The organism is Ferdinandcohnia sp. GQ5 (assembly GCF_059759275.1).
On the sequence record NZ_JCAXEW010000022.1, the window covers coordinates 1 to 17,570 of the forward strand.

The window sequence follows — 17,570 nt, forward strand, 5'->3', positions numbered from 1 at the left end:
TAGCGCCGCTCAAAAGCGACTTTAATAATATATCATCAAACAACATTTCATGTCAACAACTTTTTTAAGAAGTATTTTTCTTCTTTATAAGTTGTGACTCAATCAATCACGTTGTCGTGATGACTTAATCTATATTATCAGCCCTACGTATATTTTTCAACAGTTTATATCACGGTAATTAATGGTAAAAAAGAGACTCATCCAAATTAGGACGAGTCCCTTCTATATATACTTATTGTTTTTGATATCGTAAAACAGGTTTTCTAGCTGCTAATGTTTCATCAAGTCGGCTTACAACTGTTGTATGTGGAGCTTCTTGAACGATCTCTGGATTCTCTTCTGCTTCTTTTGCAATTTGGATCATGGCTTCGATGAAGTCATCCAGTGTTTCCTTAGATTCTGTTTCAGTTGGTTCAATCATCATACATTCCTCAACATTTAATGGGAAGTAGATAGTTGGTGGGTGATAACCAAAATCGAGTAATCGTTTTGCGATATCTAATGTACGAACACCCAATTTCTTTTGACGTCTACCTGAAATGACAAATTCGTGTTTACAATGTCTATCATATGGTAGGTCAAAATATGGTTCTAGGCGACGCATCATGTAGTTTGCATTGATAACCGCATTTTCAGTTACAGCTTTAAGTCCATCTGGCCCCATTGAACGAATGTACGTATATGCACGAACATTGATTCCAAAGTTTCCATAGTATGGTTTTACGCGTCCGATAGAATGTGGACGGTTATTATCAAACTGATAACCTTCTTCTGTTTTAACTAGTACTGGTTTAGGAAGGTATGGAATGAGATCTTCTTTCACACCAACTGGGCCAGAACCTGGGCCACCACCGCCATGTGGACCAGTAAAGGTTTTGTGTAGGTTTAAGTGAACAACGTCAAATCCCATGTCGCCAGGGCGCGCCTTACTTAAAACCGCATTTAGGTTTGCACCGTCATAATACACTTTACCACCGGCAGAGTGAATAATTTCTGTCATTTCTAGAATATTTTCTTCAAACAGACCTAATGTATTAGGGTTTGTTAACATTAATGCCGCAGTGTCTGGTCCTACTACGCGACGTAAATCCTCTAAATCAACTAGTCCGTCTTCATTGGATTTTACTGTAATGGTTTCAAAGCCTGCAACTGTCGCAGATGCCGGGTTTGTACCATGTGCAGAGTCTGGAACGATTACTTTCGTACGAGCTGAGTCATTGTTTGCTTCGTGGTACGCACGAATCATCATTAATCCAGTCCACTCACCATGGGCACCAGCCGCTGGTTGAAGGGTAACTTCATCCATACCAGTGATTTCTTTTAGGTGTTCTTGAAGATCATACATTAATTCCATTGCACCTTGGACAGTACTTTCATCTTGTAATGGATGGATGTGGGCAAATCCATTGAATCGTGCAACATTTTCATTTATTTTCGGATTGTATTTCATTGTACATGAACCTAATGGATAGAATCCTGAGTCCACCCCGTGGTTACGCTTGGACAATGCAGTATAGTGACGCATGATATCTAATTCTGATACTTCCGGTAGTTCTGGCTCCTCTACTCGAAGATAGTCACTAGGGATAACTTCAGCAAAGTTGATTTCAGGTACGTCTAAATCTGGCAAACTATAACCAATTCGGCCTGGTTTAGATAGTTCAAAAATTAATGGTTGATCTTGCTTATTCATGGCTATCCCCCAATTCTTTTACAAGAGTATCAATCTCTTCTTTTGTACGAAGCTCAGTAACTGCTACTAACATATGACCCTCTAATTCTGGGTAGTCACGACCTAAATCATATCCACCGATAATTCCATTTTCTAATAAACGAGCGTTCGCTTCTTTAACTGATTTACCTACTTTTACAACAAATTCATTGAAGAATGGCCCTTCAAATGCAATTTCAAAACCATTTGCTGCAAATTGTTGTTTAGCATAATAGGCTTTTTGAATGTTTTGAGTTGAAATCTCTTTTACACCTTTTTTACCTAATGCTGTCATAGCAACCGATGCTGCTAATGCGTTAAGCGCTTGGTTCGAACAAATATTTGAAGTAGCTTTGTCACGTCGAATATGTTGTTCACGTGCTTGAAGTGTTAATACAAAGCCACGTTTTCCTTGTTCGTCTACTGTCTGACCTACTAAACGGCCAGGTACTTTACGCATAAGTTTTGATGTTACTGCAAAATATCCACAGTGTGGTCCACCAAATGCAGCTGGGATACCAAACGGCTGTGCATCCCCAACCACGATATCAGCACCAAGCTTGCCAGGAGGTGTTAATGCTCCAAGTGCTAACGGGTTGCTTGATACAACGAACATGCTTTTACCTGTATGAGCAACTGCTTCAATTTCTTTTAATGGTTCAATTTGACCAAAGAAATTTGGATATTGAAGAATAACACAAGCTACATCTTTATCCATTAGAGAGTTTAATGCTTCTACGTCAGTAACACCGTTCTTTGTTGGAACTTCAACAACCTCAATGTATTGACCCTTTGCATATGTTTCAAGTACTAATCTTGATTCTGGGTGTACTCCCTGTGAAACTAGGACTTTTTTATTTTTTGTATGTCCTGAAGCTAACATCGCTGCTTCTGCAAGTGAAGTTCCACCGTCATACATAGAAGAGTTTGCTACATCCATTCCAGTAAGCTCACAGATCATTGTTTGGAATTCAAAAATGGCTTGTAACTCACCTTGAGAAATTTCTGGTTGGTATGGTGTATATGCTGTATAAAATTCTGAACGTGAAAGAACATGATCTACGATTACTGGCATGTAGTGATCATACACACCTGCTCCTAAAAAAGACGCATTGTGGCGTAAATCAGCATTTTTTGCTGCAAGTACAGAAAGTTCCTTCATTAAAGCTGATTCTGATTTTGCCTTCTTGATGTTGTATTCGCCTTTAAATCGAACACTTTCTGGAATATCATTAAAAAGCTCATCGACTGTAGATACGCCGATTGACTGAAGCATTTCGTTTTTATCTTGTTCCGTCATTGGTAAATAACGATGTTTCATTGATGTACCCCTTTCCCAATTATCCGTTTATTTTTTAGGTCGCTTATAAAATGGCGTTGCTACTATTACCGCTTTAAGGCGTTTTTTACGAACTTGAACTTCAACTTCTTTTCCTAATTCGGCATGCTCTGATTTAATAAGAACTAAACCGATATTTTTTTGAAGCGTTGGCGATTGAGTTCCGGTTGTAACCTCACCCACTTGCTCGTCTTCAATATAAACTTCATAGCCATGTCGAGGAATTCCTTTGTCGATCATTTCAATTCCTACGATTTTACGAGGAGCACCTTCAGCCTTTTGCTGTTTTAATACTTCTTTACCAATAAAGTCGGCCTCTTTATTCGGCTTAACCGCAAAACCGATTCCTGCTTCGATTGGCGTGATATCCTTTGAAAGTTCTTGTCCATAAAGCGCAAGATTTGCTTCAAATCGCAATGTATCACGTGCACCTAGTCCGCATGGTAAAACACCTTCTGGTTCTCCAGCTTCTAAAATAGCATTCCATAACGCAGCTGTGTCTTCAGCGTGGCAATAGACTTCAAAACCATCTTCGCCTGTGTATCCTGTTCTTGATACAAGTGTTTTCTTTCCAGCGATTTCAACATCATCTTGGAATTTAAAAAACTTGATTTCACTTAAGTCAGTGTTCGAAATCTTTTGTAATACTGCTTCAGCTAGTGGCCCTTGAATTGCTATTTGGCCTATCTCGTTCGAGATGTTAACGACATCCACATCACCAAAGACATGCTGTTTAAGCCAGTCAAAATCTTTGTCTGTATTTGAAGCATTTACAACGAGTAGGTAGTGGTCATCAGATTTTTTATAGATTAATAGGTCATCAACCGTTCCACCATTTTCATAGCACATTGCTGTATATTGTGTTGCGCCATCTTTTAAAAGTGAAACATCATTTGTCATCATTTTTTGGAGAAAAGCTAAGCTGTCCTTTCCTTTCACATCAATTTCACCCATGTGTGAAACATCAAAAAGACCTGCTTTTGTACGAACCGCTTCATGTTCCTCTTTAATACTTGAAAATTGGACTGGAAGATCCCATCCGCCAAAATCAATTGTTTTGGCGCCATGCTTTTGATATTCATCAAATAATGGTGTTCGTTTTAATTCAGACAACCGAATTCCTCCTTAACATTCATCGTTTTAAAAAGCTATTTGGTTTTTTGCGCCATAAGCGAAAGATTCTGAAAATGCAAAAAAGGACAGATAAACTCCACAGCATTGTGAAGTCTCTGTCCTTGCACCTGAAAGTTTACCTAATTGAGGTTCAATTAGGTTTGCCCCTTTGGTGGCCATTCAGATCATTATAAGCGGCGAATCTCTTCGTCAGTTCGTTTTTCCGGTCCTCACGTATTATTTAATACGCTCCGGTCCTCAAAACTTCACTTCCTCGATCTTCTTGCTTCTAATGCCCTGAAATTTATCGGCTCTCTCCAGAGTTGCGTCAAACAAGAGTCTTTTTGCCTGAGAGATTCACAATCGGCTTGCTTGCTCCTTCGGCGCTACATAGATGTAGTCTCTCCCCTTGTTCTCATTCGCGGTCTTCATATTTTTCATTTTTTTGGTAATACTAACGAAATGACTATGGAAAATTTATCATGTCCAAGCCCAAAAGCTCTTATTTTATCATTTAATCTAATTTGCTAATCCCTACTGAATAGCGTAGAGAAGCGTTTTCGAACTACCTTCATCCTACCATCATCTTGAGATTTGAGCAATAACTTATTTTCTTAACATTAATTTATTTTATTGGAAAAACGTTCGGATTTTAAGAAAAACCTTACTTTCTTCTATATTATATATCTCAACTGAGAAAGGACTGTAATTTTATGAATGTCGATTTTGAATTTGATCAGTCGTGGCAAGGTGACTTTCTGCAACGAATTGACGATGACGGTCCTTGGGCGAACTGGGAGTTATATAAACTTGCATACGAAGTAGAAAAACACCAGTCGATTCCTGAATTCGAAGGACTTCAGGCACCTAAGCATTTACCACAGCTAACACCACTACCACATCAGCTTGAAGTTGCAAAGCAAGTGGTAGAAAAAATGAACGGAAAAGCCATTTTAGCAGATGAAGTTGGACTTGGAAAAACAATAGAAGCCGGCCTTATTTTGAAAGAATATATGATTCGTGGACTGGTAAAGAAGGTATTAATCCTTGTTCCAGCATCCCTTGTGTCACAATGGGCATCAGAATTAAATCAGAAGTTTTACATTCCAGCGGTCCAGCAAAAAAAGAGCTATATGTGGGAGCAATATGATGTAATTGTTTCGTCTATCGATACGGCAAAAAGAAGCCCACATCGTGAAATTGTGTATGAACAGGATTATGATTTGATCATTATCGATGAAGCTCACAAGCTTAAAAACAACAAAACAAAAAACTATGAATTTGTTCAAAACCTGAAAAAGAAGTTTTGTTTACTATTAACCGCTACTCCGATTCAAAACCGGATCGATGAAATTTTTAATCTTGTTTCATTGCTGAAGCCTGGGCATTTAGGGAATCAGGAGAATTTTGAGGAATCTTTCGGAAAGAAGAGTCGTTCAATCGATGACCATGAGCATTTGAAAGAATTAGTGAATAAGGTGATGATCCGCAATCGCCGTGACGATACAGGAATTGAGTGGACAAAACGCAAGGTGGAAACAGTGCCAATTGAATTTTCTGAGACTGAACAGGAACTATATGATGCCATTTCTGCCTATCGGTCTAGCTTTTCAGGCTTTGCATCCAGTATGTTCTCAATCTTAACCTTACAAAGAGAGGCTTGTAGTAGTCGAGAGGCTGTATATTTTACGTTGAAGAAAATGCTTGAGAAAAAGAATGAAGACGGAAGTAGCGCGGTCCCTGAGGATATGGTGATGGGCCTCATGAAAAAGGTCGAACAGGTTACACAAAATTCTAAGGCTGAAAAAGCGGTTGAATTAATCAAACAAATCGATGATAAAGTCATCATTTTCACCGAATACCGTGCAACCCAAATGTATTTACAATGGTTTCTGCAACAGAATGGAATTTCATCTGTTCCATTTAGAGGTGGATTTAAACGCGGGAAAAAAGATTGGATGAGAGAATTGTTTAAAGGTAAGTTCCAGGTCTTGATTGCAACAGAAGCTGGTGGTGAAGGAATTAACCTACAATTCTGTAACCACATTATTAATTATGACCTCCCTTGGAATCCAATGAGGCTTGAGCAACGGATTGGGCGTATTCACCGCCTTGGCCAGGAAAAAGATGTTCATATTTATAATTTCGCAACAAAGAACACGGTTGAAGAGCATATTTTAAAGCTATTATATGAAAAAATTAATCTGTTTGAGCGTGTGATTGGACAATTGGATGATATCCTAACAAGATTGGATCTCGGTAACATCGAAGACCATATTCAGGATATCATGCTTCGTTCGCGGAGTGAGGGTGAAATGAAAATTAAGATGGAAAATTTAACTTCTATCATAAGCTTTGAAGAACAAAATGGTGGTGAGCAGCATGCAGCAACAGGAAATAGTTAACTTTCTTGAGAATTATTTTGTTTCAAACCATTGTGAAATTCTTGAACGTCATCCCGGATATATGACCGTACAATTAACCGTTGATTTAGATAAGCAATTAATGAATCGACCTTTTTATTGGACATATGTTGAAAAAACAGGCGGAACTCCAAATCCGATGAAGCTTACATTAATTACAGATCGGGATCAAACGCCTGACAATGTGAAGGGCGACTTTATTCATTTTGGTGCCCCCCGTTTACATCAGATTTTTGAATCGACGAAAAAGCTCGCAAGTTATATACGCTTGTATCAGCAATCACCGCCCGGTGCACAAGGGAATACCCCTCTTTTCCCGTGGCTTGGGTTGAATGTAAAAATTTCATACAAGAGTGACCGCAAGCGTGATGTGCTGATGTCACTCGGGTTACAGCTTATTAATGGAATCATTGTTGAAGATTTCCAAGAAAAAGTTGAAAAGTTGCCGCTTACTCCTAAGATACCTGATCATACGTATACAATGTCACCGCTTGTTAAGCCACAAAGTGGAATTAACCGTCTCCAGCAATATGTGCGAGGGTATGTTGAAACTCAGGACCACTCTTGGGCAGATGAAGCAAGGCAGCGCTGGGACGAAGATTTAGCCTTGCTAAATTCCTTTTATGAGGGCATCGAAGAAAAACCTGAAAGCTATGAAATTGAAAAAGAAGCACTCAAAGAGCAATACGAACCGAAAGTTCTTGTCGAAATTATCAATGGCGGGTTGTTTTATCTTTGTCAAAACACGATGTAAAATTGACCTATCCTCACCTTCCGAGGGTAGGTACTATTTTTTTGAGGGTATTTTAAAAGAAATCGTTCGACAAATTCCTTACAATTTTTTGGTAATTTTACAAAAAACCTGGTTAGAATATCACTATGTATTAACCAACCACTTCATTAAGTTTACATTTTATAGGTCTAAATCCCTATAATTCGAGTTTATTCTACATAAATAGAGTAAAACTACTAAAATTCGATTGGTCGGACGAACTATATTTCGTGTTTTGTAAATATTTTGACATCGACAGATTTTTACAGAAAATTTCATTTTCATGTTTTATACTTCTAAATGTAATACAAAGGTTCTATACATAAGAGACTATCGTTTTAGGTAGACGGCTAACATTCGAACAGACAAAGGCAAACCTATTGAAAAATAGGGACGCAAAGTCACAGGTCTAAGATTGGACGTAACAATTAAGACGGCTGGACTGCCTGGAATACTAATTGTATTTTGGGAGGAAACGAAATGTTAAATGAAGTACAAAACAAAGATGAGCAATTGGATCAAGATTGGATCGACCTTATATTAGAAGCAGTGGAGATGGGAATGAGCGTCCAGGATATTCAAGCTTTCCTCCAAAGTAAAACAGCATAACGGACCTTATCTATACATATAACAATAACCTTTTGAAGCTACGGATTGGAAACATAAGGATGCGAGGGAACCTAAATTATCGGGTTCCTTTTTATTTTTCAGTTTTTTGTGTTCTTGTTATAAAACATTTACTTCGTTATATGCTATAATAGGTATATGAAGGAAGGTGAGAAAGAATGATTGGTCAACGTATCAAAACATTTCGTTTGCAAAAACAATTATCCCTATCTGAACTAGCAGATCGCGCTGGAGTTGCCAAATCATACTTGAGCTCAATCGAACGGAATCTCCAATCAAACCCTTCTATCCAATTTCTTGAAAAAATATCTACAGTATTAGGAGTTACAGTCAACGAATTGCTCCATGAACAATCAGAACCTGAAAGTGTAGAACTTGATTCAGAATGGACTAGACTAGTACGCGAGGCAATGAAATCAGGAGTTTCCAAAGAGGAATTTCGATCATTCTTAGAATTCAACAAATGGAAGATGGATAATAAATAGAAAATGCTTCGGCACATTGGTTGCCTGAAGCATTTTTTATTTTATATGTATGTATCGAAAGTGGTATTACTGTGGGATTCAGATTGTTGAGGAATTGGGTATTTTTTCTGTAATGATGAAGGATATGCTTCTCCAGCATCACGGGCACGAAATGTTGCGAGATTATGATTACAAATTGGACAGTTCCATTTACCTTGTTTACTGCTCCTAAAAGATGGTCGATAACATCTTGAACATGTTTTTGTATACATAGAGACTCCTCCATTTAGAAAATTTGAGTAATCCAATAGCCATGGAGGATAAAAACATATGCATATAAAGCAGTGGCTACATAGGATAAAGAACGAATTAATCGGTTCACTGGGATACGAATGATAAAATAAAGTGAAATCAAACATAAAGAAAGCATTGCTTTTATAAGTAAAAATAAGACCGGATGGATTTCGTATATTGTGTACATTAACGGGTTGGCTTCTGATATATGGCCGCCAAGGATTCCGAAATGGGTGATAAATGCGTCTATGAGATTTAAAAAAGCTAGCAAAATGAGGATAAATTTCATTGGAAACCTCGCAAATCATCATTAATAAAGTTAAGTTAATATTGAGAACTTATTCAGATATATCCTATGATCCGCTTTTATTCATTCTCAATAAAGAATACACGAACGAATATACTCCCTATTAAATTAAATATCTATCAATCACGATCTTAAACGTTTTCTCAGGTAGTAAAATATAAAACCTCCACCTAAAGCTAAAATTATACCAGCAATTAGTATATTAAAGGTGTTAGTACCAGTCTCAGGCAATTTAGGTCCATCAACAGGAAGGACTCCACCTAAAGTACCTTCTGCATAGAACTTCATTTCCACTTCAGTTGCTAAACCCTGGTACTCATTCCCTAAATGTGGAGGAAATTCTACCGTAAATATTAGTTCCTCTTGTTGACCACTTACTATTGGTCTAGGATCTATTTTTTTAAAATTCCCCAATTTTCCTTTGAAAATATCTCCATTCTTATCAGAAATAGTTAGAAATAACTCCTCATACAATTCTTTCGATCCTGACTTTCGATCTGCTGAAGTTAAATAGTTAAAATCCTCAGTACCACTATTTTTTATGATTAATGTTCTAGTTGCCCAGTCTCCCGGTTTAAAATTATCAACATCAAATAATACTTTTTCAGGTGTTGTATTGATATCTATTTCTTTATTGTTGTTAGATGGAGATGCTTTAACTTGATTTGCTAGAAAAAAAAATAGAAGAGTACACACTGTCATAAAATATATTATTCTAATAAAACTCTTACCTAACTTCATTATTTGCTCCCTTCCTTCCCTAGAAGGGGATCAATATTTAAAGAATATTGATCCTTAATTAGTTTTTGTTTCTTCGATAGCATCTTTTGTTTTATTGCTTATATCAATTTTTGAAATTGTTCTCCAAAGTGAGAAAATAGAATATAGGAAGATCAAAACCCCTGGGACTATCATTAATATGATTGTTCCATTTTTTGAACTTGCAAAATCAGCAAAATATCCAAGATAAGGAATCGTTAATCCACGATATTCGGCTACTACATTTTGAGCTAATACTGGATTAATATCTTCTGTATTGTTATTATCCCCTTTTGTTTTATACATCACTTGATTCTCGTTTTTTAGGACTTCAGTAATTCTGTGAGTGATGAGTTTTTCATCTTCTTCCATAAAGGTGATTACGTCACCTTCTTTAAACCGCGTCATATCTCCGCCTGTTTTTACTGCGATAATAGATCCTGTTTTGATTCCTGGTTCCATTGACCCTGATAATACAGTTTTAAGTTGGTAACCAAAAATTGTTGGTTCCCCACCTGAGATTTTATTTGAAACTACCAAAGCTGCTACCCCTATTAATAATAGTACGAGCAAGCTCGTGACAATTTGATTAATCCACTTCTTAATTACCTTCTTTTTATTCATTATTCATCCTTCTCCTCTTTATTATCATCTATGATATCATTCGCAATTTCAGTTGAATCACCAGTTGTTCCTACCATCCCATCAGATGTTGCTTCTTCATTTGTAACTTCTGTTGGTTCCTCACTGGATACTTCATTACTTTGTTGTTCATTTTCAGGTTCTATATTATTTTCCTTAGTTTTTTCAATAACTGGCTCTTCCGTTTCAACTTCGATTGTTTCATTAGAATTGTCATTTTGATTAGAATTGTTGTTCATGCATTTTACTTTGAGCTTCTTTTTGCTCCATGCATCATCAAACTGTTTATTCGTTTGAATAGCTTTAAACTCATAAAATCCTTCATTACTTGTTTTATGTGTTAACGTAATCTCTTCTCCACTTTTTAGAATTGGAATAACACCTTCATAAATTTTTTCACCTTGATTTTTAGGCTTTCCATTCTCTGAAGTGAAATATATTTCATAAATACTTTGTGTCGTCATGTCGCTTCCAGTATTTCTTAAAATAACTTCCATATCTGCCGGACATGCTTTTAGATTATCGTTAGCTGGCTCAGGGAATACAAGATTACTATTATCTGGTGGCGACCATTCACCTGCAGTAATTAAGATATTACCTTGTGATTTAGAAGTGAAATATGCCGTTGTTGTTGAAGTAAAATAATTCATAGCGAATATTAGAATATAAAATACAAGGGCAGCCTTAAATATGATTTTGTATTTTTTATATCTTTTATTCATTTCTCTTAGTAATCTACTTGTTTTTCGCAATGCTATCTCAGCCCCTTCAAATTCGCAATTCTGGATTTATATATATTTATGAAAACAACTCAGGTGCTATGCTTTCATAAATATATATAAAACAGGAAGGAGAGGGCTCTCCTCCCCTATTAGTAGCTATCTAAGTTCCCCATCTTGTTGACTAGCATCGAAAATCAATTGGAAATCTAATTTGTCATCTTGGAATTTATTTTGATCCGCACCATTATCATCGAACTTATAGTTGAAAATTAATACTTGTCTGTCCGAATTATTTAATGGACCTGTTTTAGAGTTTAAATCTTCAGCAACAACTAAATCTTCAATTTCAGAAAGTGGTGTCCAATCAAGTACAACTGGACCATTTTGTCTATTTTCACTAATTCTTACTAGAATATGATCTGCGAAATCTTCCCCAGCATTGTCACCATTTGTATCAGACACTGTGTAATCAACGTTCATTTTTACATCTTTAATTTTGAGTGAACCTTCGCTATATAAGCGAAGTTGTTTAATTGTCCAATCACCTGGCTTCATATTATCAACACTTAAATCAACATATGCACTGTCATCAGTACTTTTTAGCTCTAAGTCTAATGTTCCAGCAGCAAACGAATTATTTGATACCTCAGTGTCGCTAAAATAAGCAAATGTTCCCCCACCAATAAGTCCTAATCCTAGAATAGCTGTTGCGGCAGTTAGTCCTAATTTTTTCTTCATACTCATCTTCGTTTCCCCTTTTTTCTCCCTATAAATAACGTTTTTCACAAGATTATTGTAACTAGTATGTATACAAGGAAGGAGATAGAATCCCCTTCCCCTTTTCAATTATGAAATATTATTTTAATTCCCCTTCAGTTTGATGAGCAGTAAATGTCCAATCTAGTTTTAAAGTATCACCTTGGAATTCGTTTTGATCTGCACCATTGTCAACAAATTCGAATGCAACATACATTTGGTCACTAGTACCATTCTCTAAACCATCACCTTCACCGTTTAATCCAAATAAGTGGGTAAAGAAGCCTTGTACGTTTTCAACTGCATCTGGTTCCATATTTTGAAGATCATACAATGTAGTTTCTGCAATTACATCATTATAATCTCCGATAACCCAACCATCACCTGTTTTATCAGCATTTTCAAGGAATAGCACCTTAATGTGTTTACCAAAGTCGTCAACATTATCACCTTTTGCATCTACAACGTTATAAGCTGTAGCTAAATCAACTGATGAAATATCTAAAGAACCATTGTTTTCTAATAGGAATTCACGAACCATTATATCTCCAGGCTTGATGTTTTCAACATCAATTACAACTGATGGGTTTACTGCTAAATCTAATGTACCAGCTGTAAATTCATTGTGTGATACTTCTGTGTCGCTGAAGTACGCAAATGTTCCTCCCCCGATTAGTGATAATCCTAGTGCTGCTGATGCTACCCCTAAACCTAATTTCTTTTTCAAACTCATTTTTGTTTCCTCCTCTTTTTCTCTTATAAATTTTTATATTGAATCCTTATGTATTGATAAGGAGATCAACCAGAACTGTACTTAGTAAAGTTCATTTATGTTCTTTGTAACGAACTTACAATGTGAGTATAGCCCATAAGTCTTATATTTGAAAAATCCCAAAATCAGTCATTTTTTCTTAATAAAGAACGTATATCGTTCGTTTTCTCGTAATATCTCTTATTTCCTTACTATTTTATTATTTTATTAAGAACAATAAGTTCCTTATAATGAACGTGTAAGTATTCAAATTAACGAAGGAGAAGGAAGATGATCGGTTCGAGGATTAAAGAATTACGAAGGCAGAAAAGTCTCACGATTACAGAGCTTGCAAAACGCGCTGGAGTTTCAAAGTCATATTTAAGCTATATTGAACGAGATGTACAAAAAAATCCTTCTATTCAATTCTTAACTAAGATTTCAAAGCCACTCGATACAAATATTGAATTTTTATTAGGAGAAGAAAGAACGATTCCTCATTCTAATGAACCACTTGATCAAGAGTGGACCAAGCTCTTAAAAAATGCAATTGATGACGGATTAAGCAAAGAGGACTTCAGAGAGTTTCAAAACTATATAAAATTTAGCAACTGGAAAAATGGTCACATAAAAAACAAAGGAGGGAATAATATTGATAACGTGACAAAAAAATGTTGAATTTAGATTCCGAGTAATAAAAGTATATAACAATGGAAATAGTGAAGATGTAACATGTCGAATGATTTGGTTTAACTATTTATAACAGATGAGAGGAGAGAGTGTGAAATCAATGAAAAAAGGAATAGTGATAACTGGTATAATCGTTGTACTTTGTTTAGGCTCCACACAATTAATACCCGTATTAGCAAGTGAAGATACAGATATTGACGTCAAACAAGAACGCGAGGTTTTAGTACCTTCTGATGATACTAGAGTGAAGGACTCAAGTATGAACGAACAGGAAAATGAAACTACCGAAGAAACAACAACTTCAGATTCCACGAGTGATCTTCGTAGCCAAGCTAGGGAGAGTGAACAATTTGATAATTATACAAACAATCTAGCAAAGGATTTAGGTATTAAAACTGAAGGTAAGGATTCAGAGGAAATTCAAGCCGAAATTCGTTCTATAATGCTCCAAGAGAAGGCTAAAGAAGCGGGAATTAAAGTTGAAGGTAAATCAGAGGAAGCCCTTATAACAGAACTTAAAGAAACGTATAGGGAGAAACCCGAGTTAATAAAGCCTTCCTCTAATAAATACGAAGAACTACGAATGAAACCAGATTCTAGGAGAAAGCAAATTCTCGAAACAGCAAAATCACATGGCATTGAAACTGAAGGCAATGAATTTGATGCTGTTGTTGAAGAACTAAAGACAGTTTTGTTAAAAGAAAAAGGAGAATAATGTTGAAAAAACCTTGAAAGGAACAATCCTTCCAAGGTTTTTTCATTTAATCCGTCTTCTCCAACGCTGATATTACTAACCCTCTTTCATTCTCCTGGGCTTTATACGTAATGTTGTTCAGCGTTGCGGTTCCGTTGATTTTTTTATCCTTGTCACGAAGGAGTCCCAATTTATATGTTACTTTTCCAATATCCTCTTCTTTGACTGCCTCTTCTGTGTTTGTGACGGCAACCAATAAGAAGAATGCAGCAATTGTGTCTTCATATTTATCTAACGTAGTGCTGAGGTTGTCTGATTCAACGTCTTTTTTCACGATTGATAAACGAACGACTTCATTTGTTGTTTCATTTACGATTCCTTCAAGAATCATTCCGTTGTTGACATCGTGTTTGAATTCTCCATTTCTTACATTCAATTGTTCAATTTTATCGGAATCTTTCATTTCTGTTTGAGCTTCGTTCCAATTTTTAACGAGGTCTTCTGTTGTAAAGCCTAAAGAGCCCAGATCCATGATTTGTTCGTCGGCTTGTTGAATTTTGGTTGCTTTTGGATCTTCTTTTTTCTCTTGTTCTTTCGCCTTGTCGTCTCCTTTACAACTGACAAGCAATAATGAACTAAGTAGCAAAATCGCAAAAATAAAAATTCGTTTCCGCATGATTTTCCTCCTACCAGCTAACTTTTCACATAAAGTTAATATGCACGTAGAATGTCCAAATCATGCAGAATGATCAAACAAAAAAAGCGATCCGATATAAGATCGCTTTTTATTCATATTCCTCTGTTTTACTAATCATTACCCTTACAACATACACTTCATCGTTTTCTTTTACTGTGTTTTCAATAACATCCTCATCCAAGCCAACTCTGATGCCTTTAGAGCCATTCTTCACAATTAGCGCAAGTGCTTGGGGCTTTTCTGCTTCAATATGTATTTTGTCATTGAGTTGAGATTGAGCAGTGCCGATTGATGTATCAACTTCCATAACTGGTGACTGCAACGTGGTAGAACCTGTGCCATCGGTCATCGATAACGTCCACTGGGCATATGTAGTGTCATCCATGTTAAAATTCATTTTGGCAGCAGACAACGTCATATCTTCGTTAGTTGCGGTTGCCCCTCGTACGATATCTTCTTGTTTTTCTCCATTTTTAAAATGCTCTACCCAAACATGAATCATCTTTATATCTTCGTTTTTTATGTTAAGGTCGTACATTAAAAGTGTATCGAACCCGAGTGAACTAATGATTTGCGAATTTCTCTCATTTTGTTTGACCGGAGTCAGCACACCATCTGCTTTCTTAGCAGGATTGTTTTCATTTCTACAGCCGATCAGAGCAAGTAAAAAAAGAAATCCAATCGACATTTTAAATAGCCTGCACACTAGCACTCCCCCTTTTTTCTCATAATACCATAGCTTTCCATTAAACTGCATAAATTTTCCTAATGCAGGGAATTCCTAAAGTAAAAGTGAGGTGCTGTATGTGCTGCGTAAAATATTGATTGGCTGTAGTTTTTGTTTGTTATTAACTCCAACTGTTTTTATCGACAATGATTCTGCAGCTTTTTCAGCTGAGCAAAAAAAGCCAGTCCCAGAGTATGCAAAATGGGGAAAACTTGCGATGGAGGAGACACAGAAACGTTATCCTTCCGCTCAAATTGTTGATTATTTACATGTTGGTAGACATAAGAAAAACGGAATGTATGTTGAACGTTTCAAACTTTGGCTGAAGCAGGATAATCGTGAATTCGGTGTTTTTGTAAATATCACGTTTGAACCAGAGACTGAACGAGTAAAAAATATTACCGTTGTGGAAACAGACCGATAGTGCTTTTACATATAATCCATCAATTATGTGAAAAATACGAGGTAAAGGAGGTGTGAATGCCGTGACTAACTTTATTATGAAATTAATTTTATTACCTTTAATTGTAGCCATTTGTTCTGGCATTTTCGATAGTGTTGATTTAGTTGCATGGTATCAGCCAATTGGTATTGGTGTACTGTTAGCCATTCTTGGTTATTTTATGGAGAAAGCGATGCTAAGAAGAGATACTACGGTGATGACAGATATTGCCGATTTTGTAACTGCAGCCCTTGTAGTATATTTTCTTTCCTTGTTCTACGATGGTGCGAGAGTCACCCTTTGGGGCGCAATCTTAACAGCCCTTGTTATTACATTAGTTGAGATAGCTATCCACCGTTGGTTAGTAAGGTCAGATAGAACCGAGAGATCCCATGCTTGAGTTGCATAAAAAAGAGAGGTGCATATCTATTTCTGCACCTCTTCTCTATTTACCCACCTATATAAGACATTTCAATTTTCTTACGTTTCTTCGCAGTTTCCTCTGTTCGTTCATCAGAGTACCGATCACGTCTTACTTGCCATATCGACTTAAGAGTTTCATCAATCTCACTTTCGGATGCATCTGATCGAATTAATGATCTTAAATCATGGCCAGCCGTTGCAAATAGGCATGTATACAGCTTTCCATCTGCCGATATTCGTGCTCGGGTGCAACTTGAGCAGAAGGACTCTGTAACAGATGAAATGAAACCAATCTCCACATCTGTACCTACGTAACGATATCTCTTCGCTACTTCTCCAAAATAATCCGCATCGACAGGTTCTAATGGCATTTCACTATGGATTAAGTCATGGATCGCTTTCTTCGAAACGACTTGATCAAAATTCCAACCGTTTGTCGTTCCAACATCCATAAATTCGATGAAACGAAGCGTGATTCCTTTATCTTTAAAATACCGCGCCATTGGTAGAATCTGCGAGTCATTTTTTCCTTTTCGGACAACCATATTCATTTTCACATGAAGTCCTGCTTCTTGTGCTGCTTCAATTCCCGCTAATACTGGCTTCACTCCAACGGAACGACCATTCATTCCTTTAAAAATATCGTTATCCATCGCATCAAGGCTAACATTCACACGCTGCAGGCCCGCTTCTTTCAATTGCTTTGCATATTTCGGTAAGAATATGCCATTTGTCGTGAGGGCAATATCTTCAATACCTTCTATATGAGTTAAACGCTCAACTAGTTCATGGACATTTTTTCGAATTAACGGTTCTCCACCAGTTAAGCGAATCTTTTGCACACCAAGTTTGACAAAGCTTCGTGTCAACGTTTCTATTTCAGAATAGGATAATAATTCGCCTTGCCTTAAGAATTGATAATCATCCCCAAAGATTTCTTTAGGCATACAATACGAACAACGGAAATTGCATTGATCTGTGACAGAAATGCGCAAATCACGTAGAGGTCGATTCAATTGATCAACAATTTTTTCATTTTTTGTAGTCATTTAACCTGTCACTCCTACCTTTAAATAAAGGTTCAAAAAGGCGGATGAAAGGGACCGCGTCGACAAAAACGCCACGGCCTCATGTCTTGTCGACACTAGCACATCCTGTGCGTCGAAAGTTCAAGGTGGCGCTGCTTTGAGTACCGGAGCGAGGCAACTGCTTGAGTT

The 17,570-nt window shown here is 36.7% G+C and carries 21 protein-coding genes and 2 riboswitches; of the genes, 8 read left to right on the plus strand and 13 right to left on the minus strand.

Annotated features, from left to right (window positions below; all coding sequences use genetic code 11):
- Positions 1 to 232 precede the first annotated feature (232 nt).
- From gcvPB to gcvT, 3 genes are read right to left on the minus strand one after another with little or no spacing between them, the layout of a single operon-like run.
- On the minus strand, positions 233 to 1,693 hold the full coding sequence (gene gcvPB, locus AC6CHV_RS21740; protein WP_341330902.1) for an aminomethyl-transferring glycine dehydrogenase subunit GcvPB: 1,461 nt from the start codon (positions 1,691 to 1,693) through the stop codon (positions 233 to 235).
- A complete protein-coding gene (gene gcvPA, locus AC6CHV_RS21745; RefSeq protein WP_341330901.1) occupies positions 1,686 to 3,032 on the minus strand; it encodes an aminomethyl-transferring glycine dehydrogenase subunit GcvPA in 1,347 nt (448 codons plus the stop codon). Before gcvPA ends, gcvPB begins: the two co-directional genes overlap by 8 nt.
- A gap of 27 nt (positions 3,033 to 3,059) precedes the next feature.
- Positions 3,060 to 4,163, minus strand: a complete 1,104-nt coding sequence (gene gcvT / locus AC6CHV_RS21750) for a glycine cleavage system aminomethyltransferase GcvT (protein ID WP_341330900.1) — start codon at positions 4,161 to 4,163, stop codon at positions 3,060 to 3,062.
- A gap of 326 nt (positions 4,164 to 4,489) precedes the next feature.
- Positions 4,490 to 4,582: riboswitch (glycine riboswitch) on the minus strand.
- 294 nt (positions 4,583 to 4,876) lie between these two features.
- On the opposite strand from gcvT, the gene AC6CHV_RS21755 reads away from it, so the two are divergent.
- The 4 genes from AC6CHV_RS21755 to AC6CHV_RS21770 all read left to right on the plus strand — a co-directional run bounded on the left by AC6CHV_RS21755 (position 4,877) and on the right by AC6CHV_RS21770 (position 8,470).
- Positions 4,877 to 6,568: a DEAD/DEAH box helicase gene (locus tag AC6CHV_RS21755; protein WP_341330899.1), complete on the plus strand. Its 1,692-nt coding sequence runs from the start codon at positions 4,877 to 4,879 to the stop codon at positions 6,566 to 6,568.
- Positions 6,546 to 7,340 (plus strand): YqhG family protein, encoded by a 795-nt coding sequence (locus AC6CHV_RS21760; RefSeq protein ID WP_121447172.1) that lies wholly within the window; start codon positions 6,546 to 6,548, stop codon positions 7,338 to 7,340. The genes AC6CHV_RS21755 and AC6CHV_RS21760 overlap by 23 nt, the downstream gene beginning before the upstream one ends.
- Before the next feature lie 378 nt (positions 7,341 to 7,718).
- A riboswitch (cyclic di-GMP riboswitch) is annotated at positions 7,719 to 7,808 on the plus strand.
- 30 nt (positions 7,809 to 7,838) lie between these two features.
- Positions 7,839 to 7,967 carry a DNA-binding anti-repressor SinI gene (locus AC6CHV_RS21765; RefSeq protein ID WP_121447173.1) on the plus strand — a complete coding sequence of 43 codons (129 nt, stop codon included), beginning with the start codon at positions 7,839 to 7,841 and terminating at the stop codon, positions 7,965 to 7,967.
- Between the two features lie 176 nt (positions 7,968 to 8,143).
- Positions 8,144 to 8,470, plus strand: a complete 327-nt coding sequence (locus AC6CHV_RS21770) for a helix-turn-helix domain-containing protein (protein ID WP_099361889.1) — start codon at positions 8,144 to 8,146, stop codon at positions 8,468 to 8,470.
- A gap of 41 nt (positions 8,471 to 8,511) precedes the next feature.
- Here the strand turns inward: AC6CHV_RS21770 and AC6CHV_RS21775 are convergent, their stop codons facing one another.
- The 7 genes from AC6CHV_RS21775 to AC6CHV_RS21805 form a co-directional block, all read right to left on the minus strand.
- Positions 8,512 to 8,721 (minus strand): hypothetical protein, encoded by a 210-nt coding sequence (locus AC6CHV_RS21775; RefSeq protein WP_341330898.1) that lies wholly within the window; start codon positions 8,719 to 8,721, stop codon positions 8,512 to 8,514.
- Between the two features lie 14 nt (positions 8,722 to 8,735).
- A complete protein-coding gene (locus AC6CHV_RS21780; protein WP_440274529.1) occupies positions 8,736 to 9,032 on the minus strand; it encodes a DUF5658 family protein in 297 nt (98 codons plus the stop codon).
- Between the two features lie 141 nt (positions 9,033 to 9,173).
- Complete coding sequence (locus tag AC6CHV_RS21785; RefSeq protein WP_341330896.1) at positions 9,174 to 9,791, minus strand: TasA family protein; 618 nt, start codon at positions 9,789 to 9,791, stop codon at positions 9,174 to 9,176.
- 54 nt (positions 9,792 to 9,845) lie between these two features.
- The gene (sipW, locus tag AC6CHV_RS21790; protein ID WP_341330895.1) at positions 9,846 to 10,433 is read right to left on the minus strand and encodes a signal peptidase I SipW; all 588 of its coding nucleotides are present in this window, start codon (positions 10,431 to 10,433) and stop codon (positions 9,846 to 9,848) included.
- Complete coding sequence (gene tapA, locus AC6CHV_RS21795; RefSeq protein WP_341330894.1) at positions 10,433 to 11,203, minus strand: amyloid fiber anchoring/assembly protein TapA; 771 nt, start codon at positions 11,201 to 11,203, stop codon at positions 10,433 to 10,435. The genes sipW and tapA overlap by 1 nt, the downstream gene beginning before the upstream one ends.
- 126 nt (positions 11,204 to 11,329) lie before the next feature.
- Positions 11,330 to 11,917: a TasA family protein gene (locus AC6CHV_RS21800; RefSeq protein WP_341330893.1), complete on the minus strand. Its 588-nt coding sequence runs from the start codon at positions 11,915 to 11,917 to the stop codon at positions 11,330 to 11,332.
- Positions 11,918 to 12,029: 112 nt separating this feature from the next.
- Positions 12,030 to 12,662: a TasA family protein gene (locus tag AC6CHV_RS21805; RefSeq protein ID WP_121447178.1), complete on the minus strand. Its 633-nt coding sequence runs from the start codon at positions 12,660 to 12,662 to the stop codon at positions 12,030 to 12,032.
- Between the two features lie 309 nt (positions 12,663 to 12,971).
- Between AC6CHV_RS21805 and AC6CHV_RS21810 the strand changes: the two genes are divergently transcribed.
- Both AC6CHV_RS21810 and AC6CHV_RS21815 read left to right on the plus strand, forming a co-directional pair.
- Entirely contained in the window at positions 12,972 to 13,358 is a 387-nt protein-coding gene (locus AC6CHV_RS21810) for a helix-turn-helix domain-containing protein (protein WP_341330892.1), read from the plus strand.
- Between the two features lie 103 nt (positions 13,359 to 13,461).
- Positions 13,462 to 14,085 (plus strand): hypothetical protein, encoded by a 624-nt coding sequence (locus tag AC6CHV_RS21815; protein ID WP_341330891.1) that lies wholly within the window; start codon positions 13,462 to 13,464, stop codon positions 14,083 to 14,085.
- A 46-nt stretch (positions 14,086 to 14,131) separates the two neighbouring features.
- Here AC6CHV_RS21815 and AC6CHV_RS21820 read toward each other — a convergent pair whose 3' ends face one another.
- Together AC6CHV_RS21820 and AC6CHV_RS21825 are read right to left on the minus strand one after the other, a co-directional pair.
- Positions 14,132 to 14,740 carry a ligand-gated ion channel gene (locus AC6CHV_RS21820; RefSeq protein ID WP_341330890.1) on the minus strand — a complete coding sequence of 203 codons (609 nt, stop codon included), beginning with the start codon at positions 14,738 to 14,740 and terminating at the stop codon, positions 14,132 to 14,134.
- A 109-nt stretch (positions 14,741 to 14,849) separates the two neighbouring features.
- Positions 14,850 to 15,467 carry a YgaN family protein gene (locus tag AC6CHV_RS21825; RefSeq protein ID WP_341330889.1) on the minus strand — a complete coding sequence of 206 codons (618 nt, stop codon included), beginning with the start codon at positions 15,465 to 15,467 and terminating at the stop codon, positions 14,850 to 14,852.
- 100 nt (positions 15,468 to 15,567) lie between these two features.
- Here AC6CHV_RS21825 and AC6CHV_RS21830 point away from each other — a divergent pair, with 100 nt between their 5' ends.
- Together AC6CHV_RS21830 and AC6CHV_RS21835 are read left to right on the plus strand one after the other, a co-directional pair.
- Positions 15,568 to 15,912, plus strand: a complete 345-nt coding sequence (locus AC6CHV_RS21830) for a YqzG/YhdC family protein (protein ID WP_341330888.1) — start codon at positions 15,568 to 15,570, stop codon at positions 15,910 to 15,912.
- Between the two features lie 61 nt (positions 15,913 to 15,973).
- Positions 15,974 to 16,330, plus strand: a complete 357-nt coding sequence (locus AC6CHV_RS21835) for a DUF2512 family protein (protein WP_341330887.1) — start codon at positions 15,974 to 15,976, stop codon at positions 16,328 to 16,330.
- Positions 16,331 to 16,379: 49 nt separating this feature from the next.
- On the opposite strand, the gene moaA is transcribed toward AC6CHV_RS21835, so the two are convergent.
- Positions 16,380 to 17,402 carry a GTP 3',8-cyclase MoaA gene (gene moaA / locus AC6CHV_RS21840; protein WP_341330886.1) on the minus strand — a complete coding sequence of 341 codons (1,023 nt, stop codon included), beginning with the start codon at positions 17,400 to 17,402 and terminating at the stop codon, positions 16,380 to 16,382.
- Positions 17,403 to 17,570 lie beyond the last annotated feature (168 nt).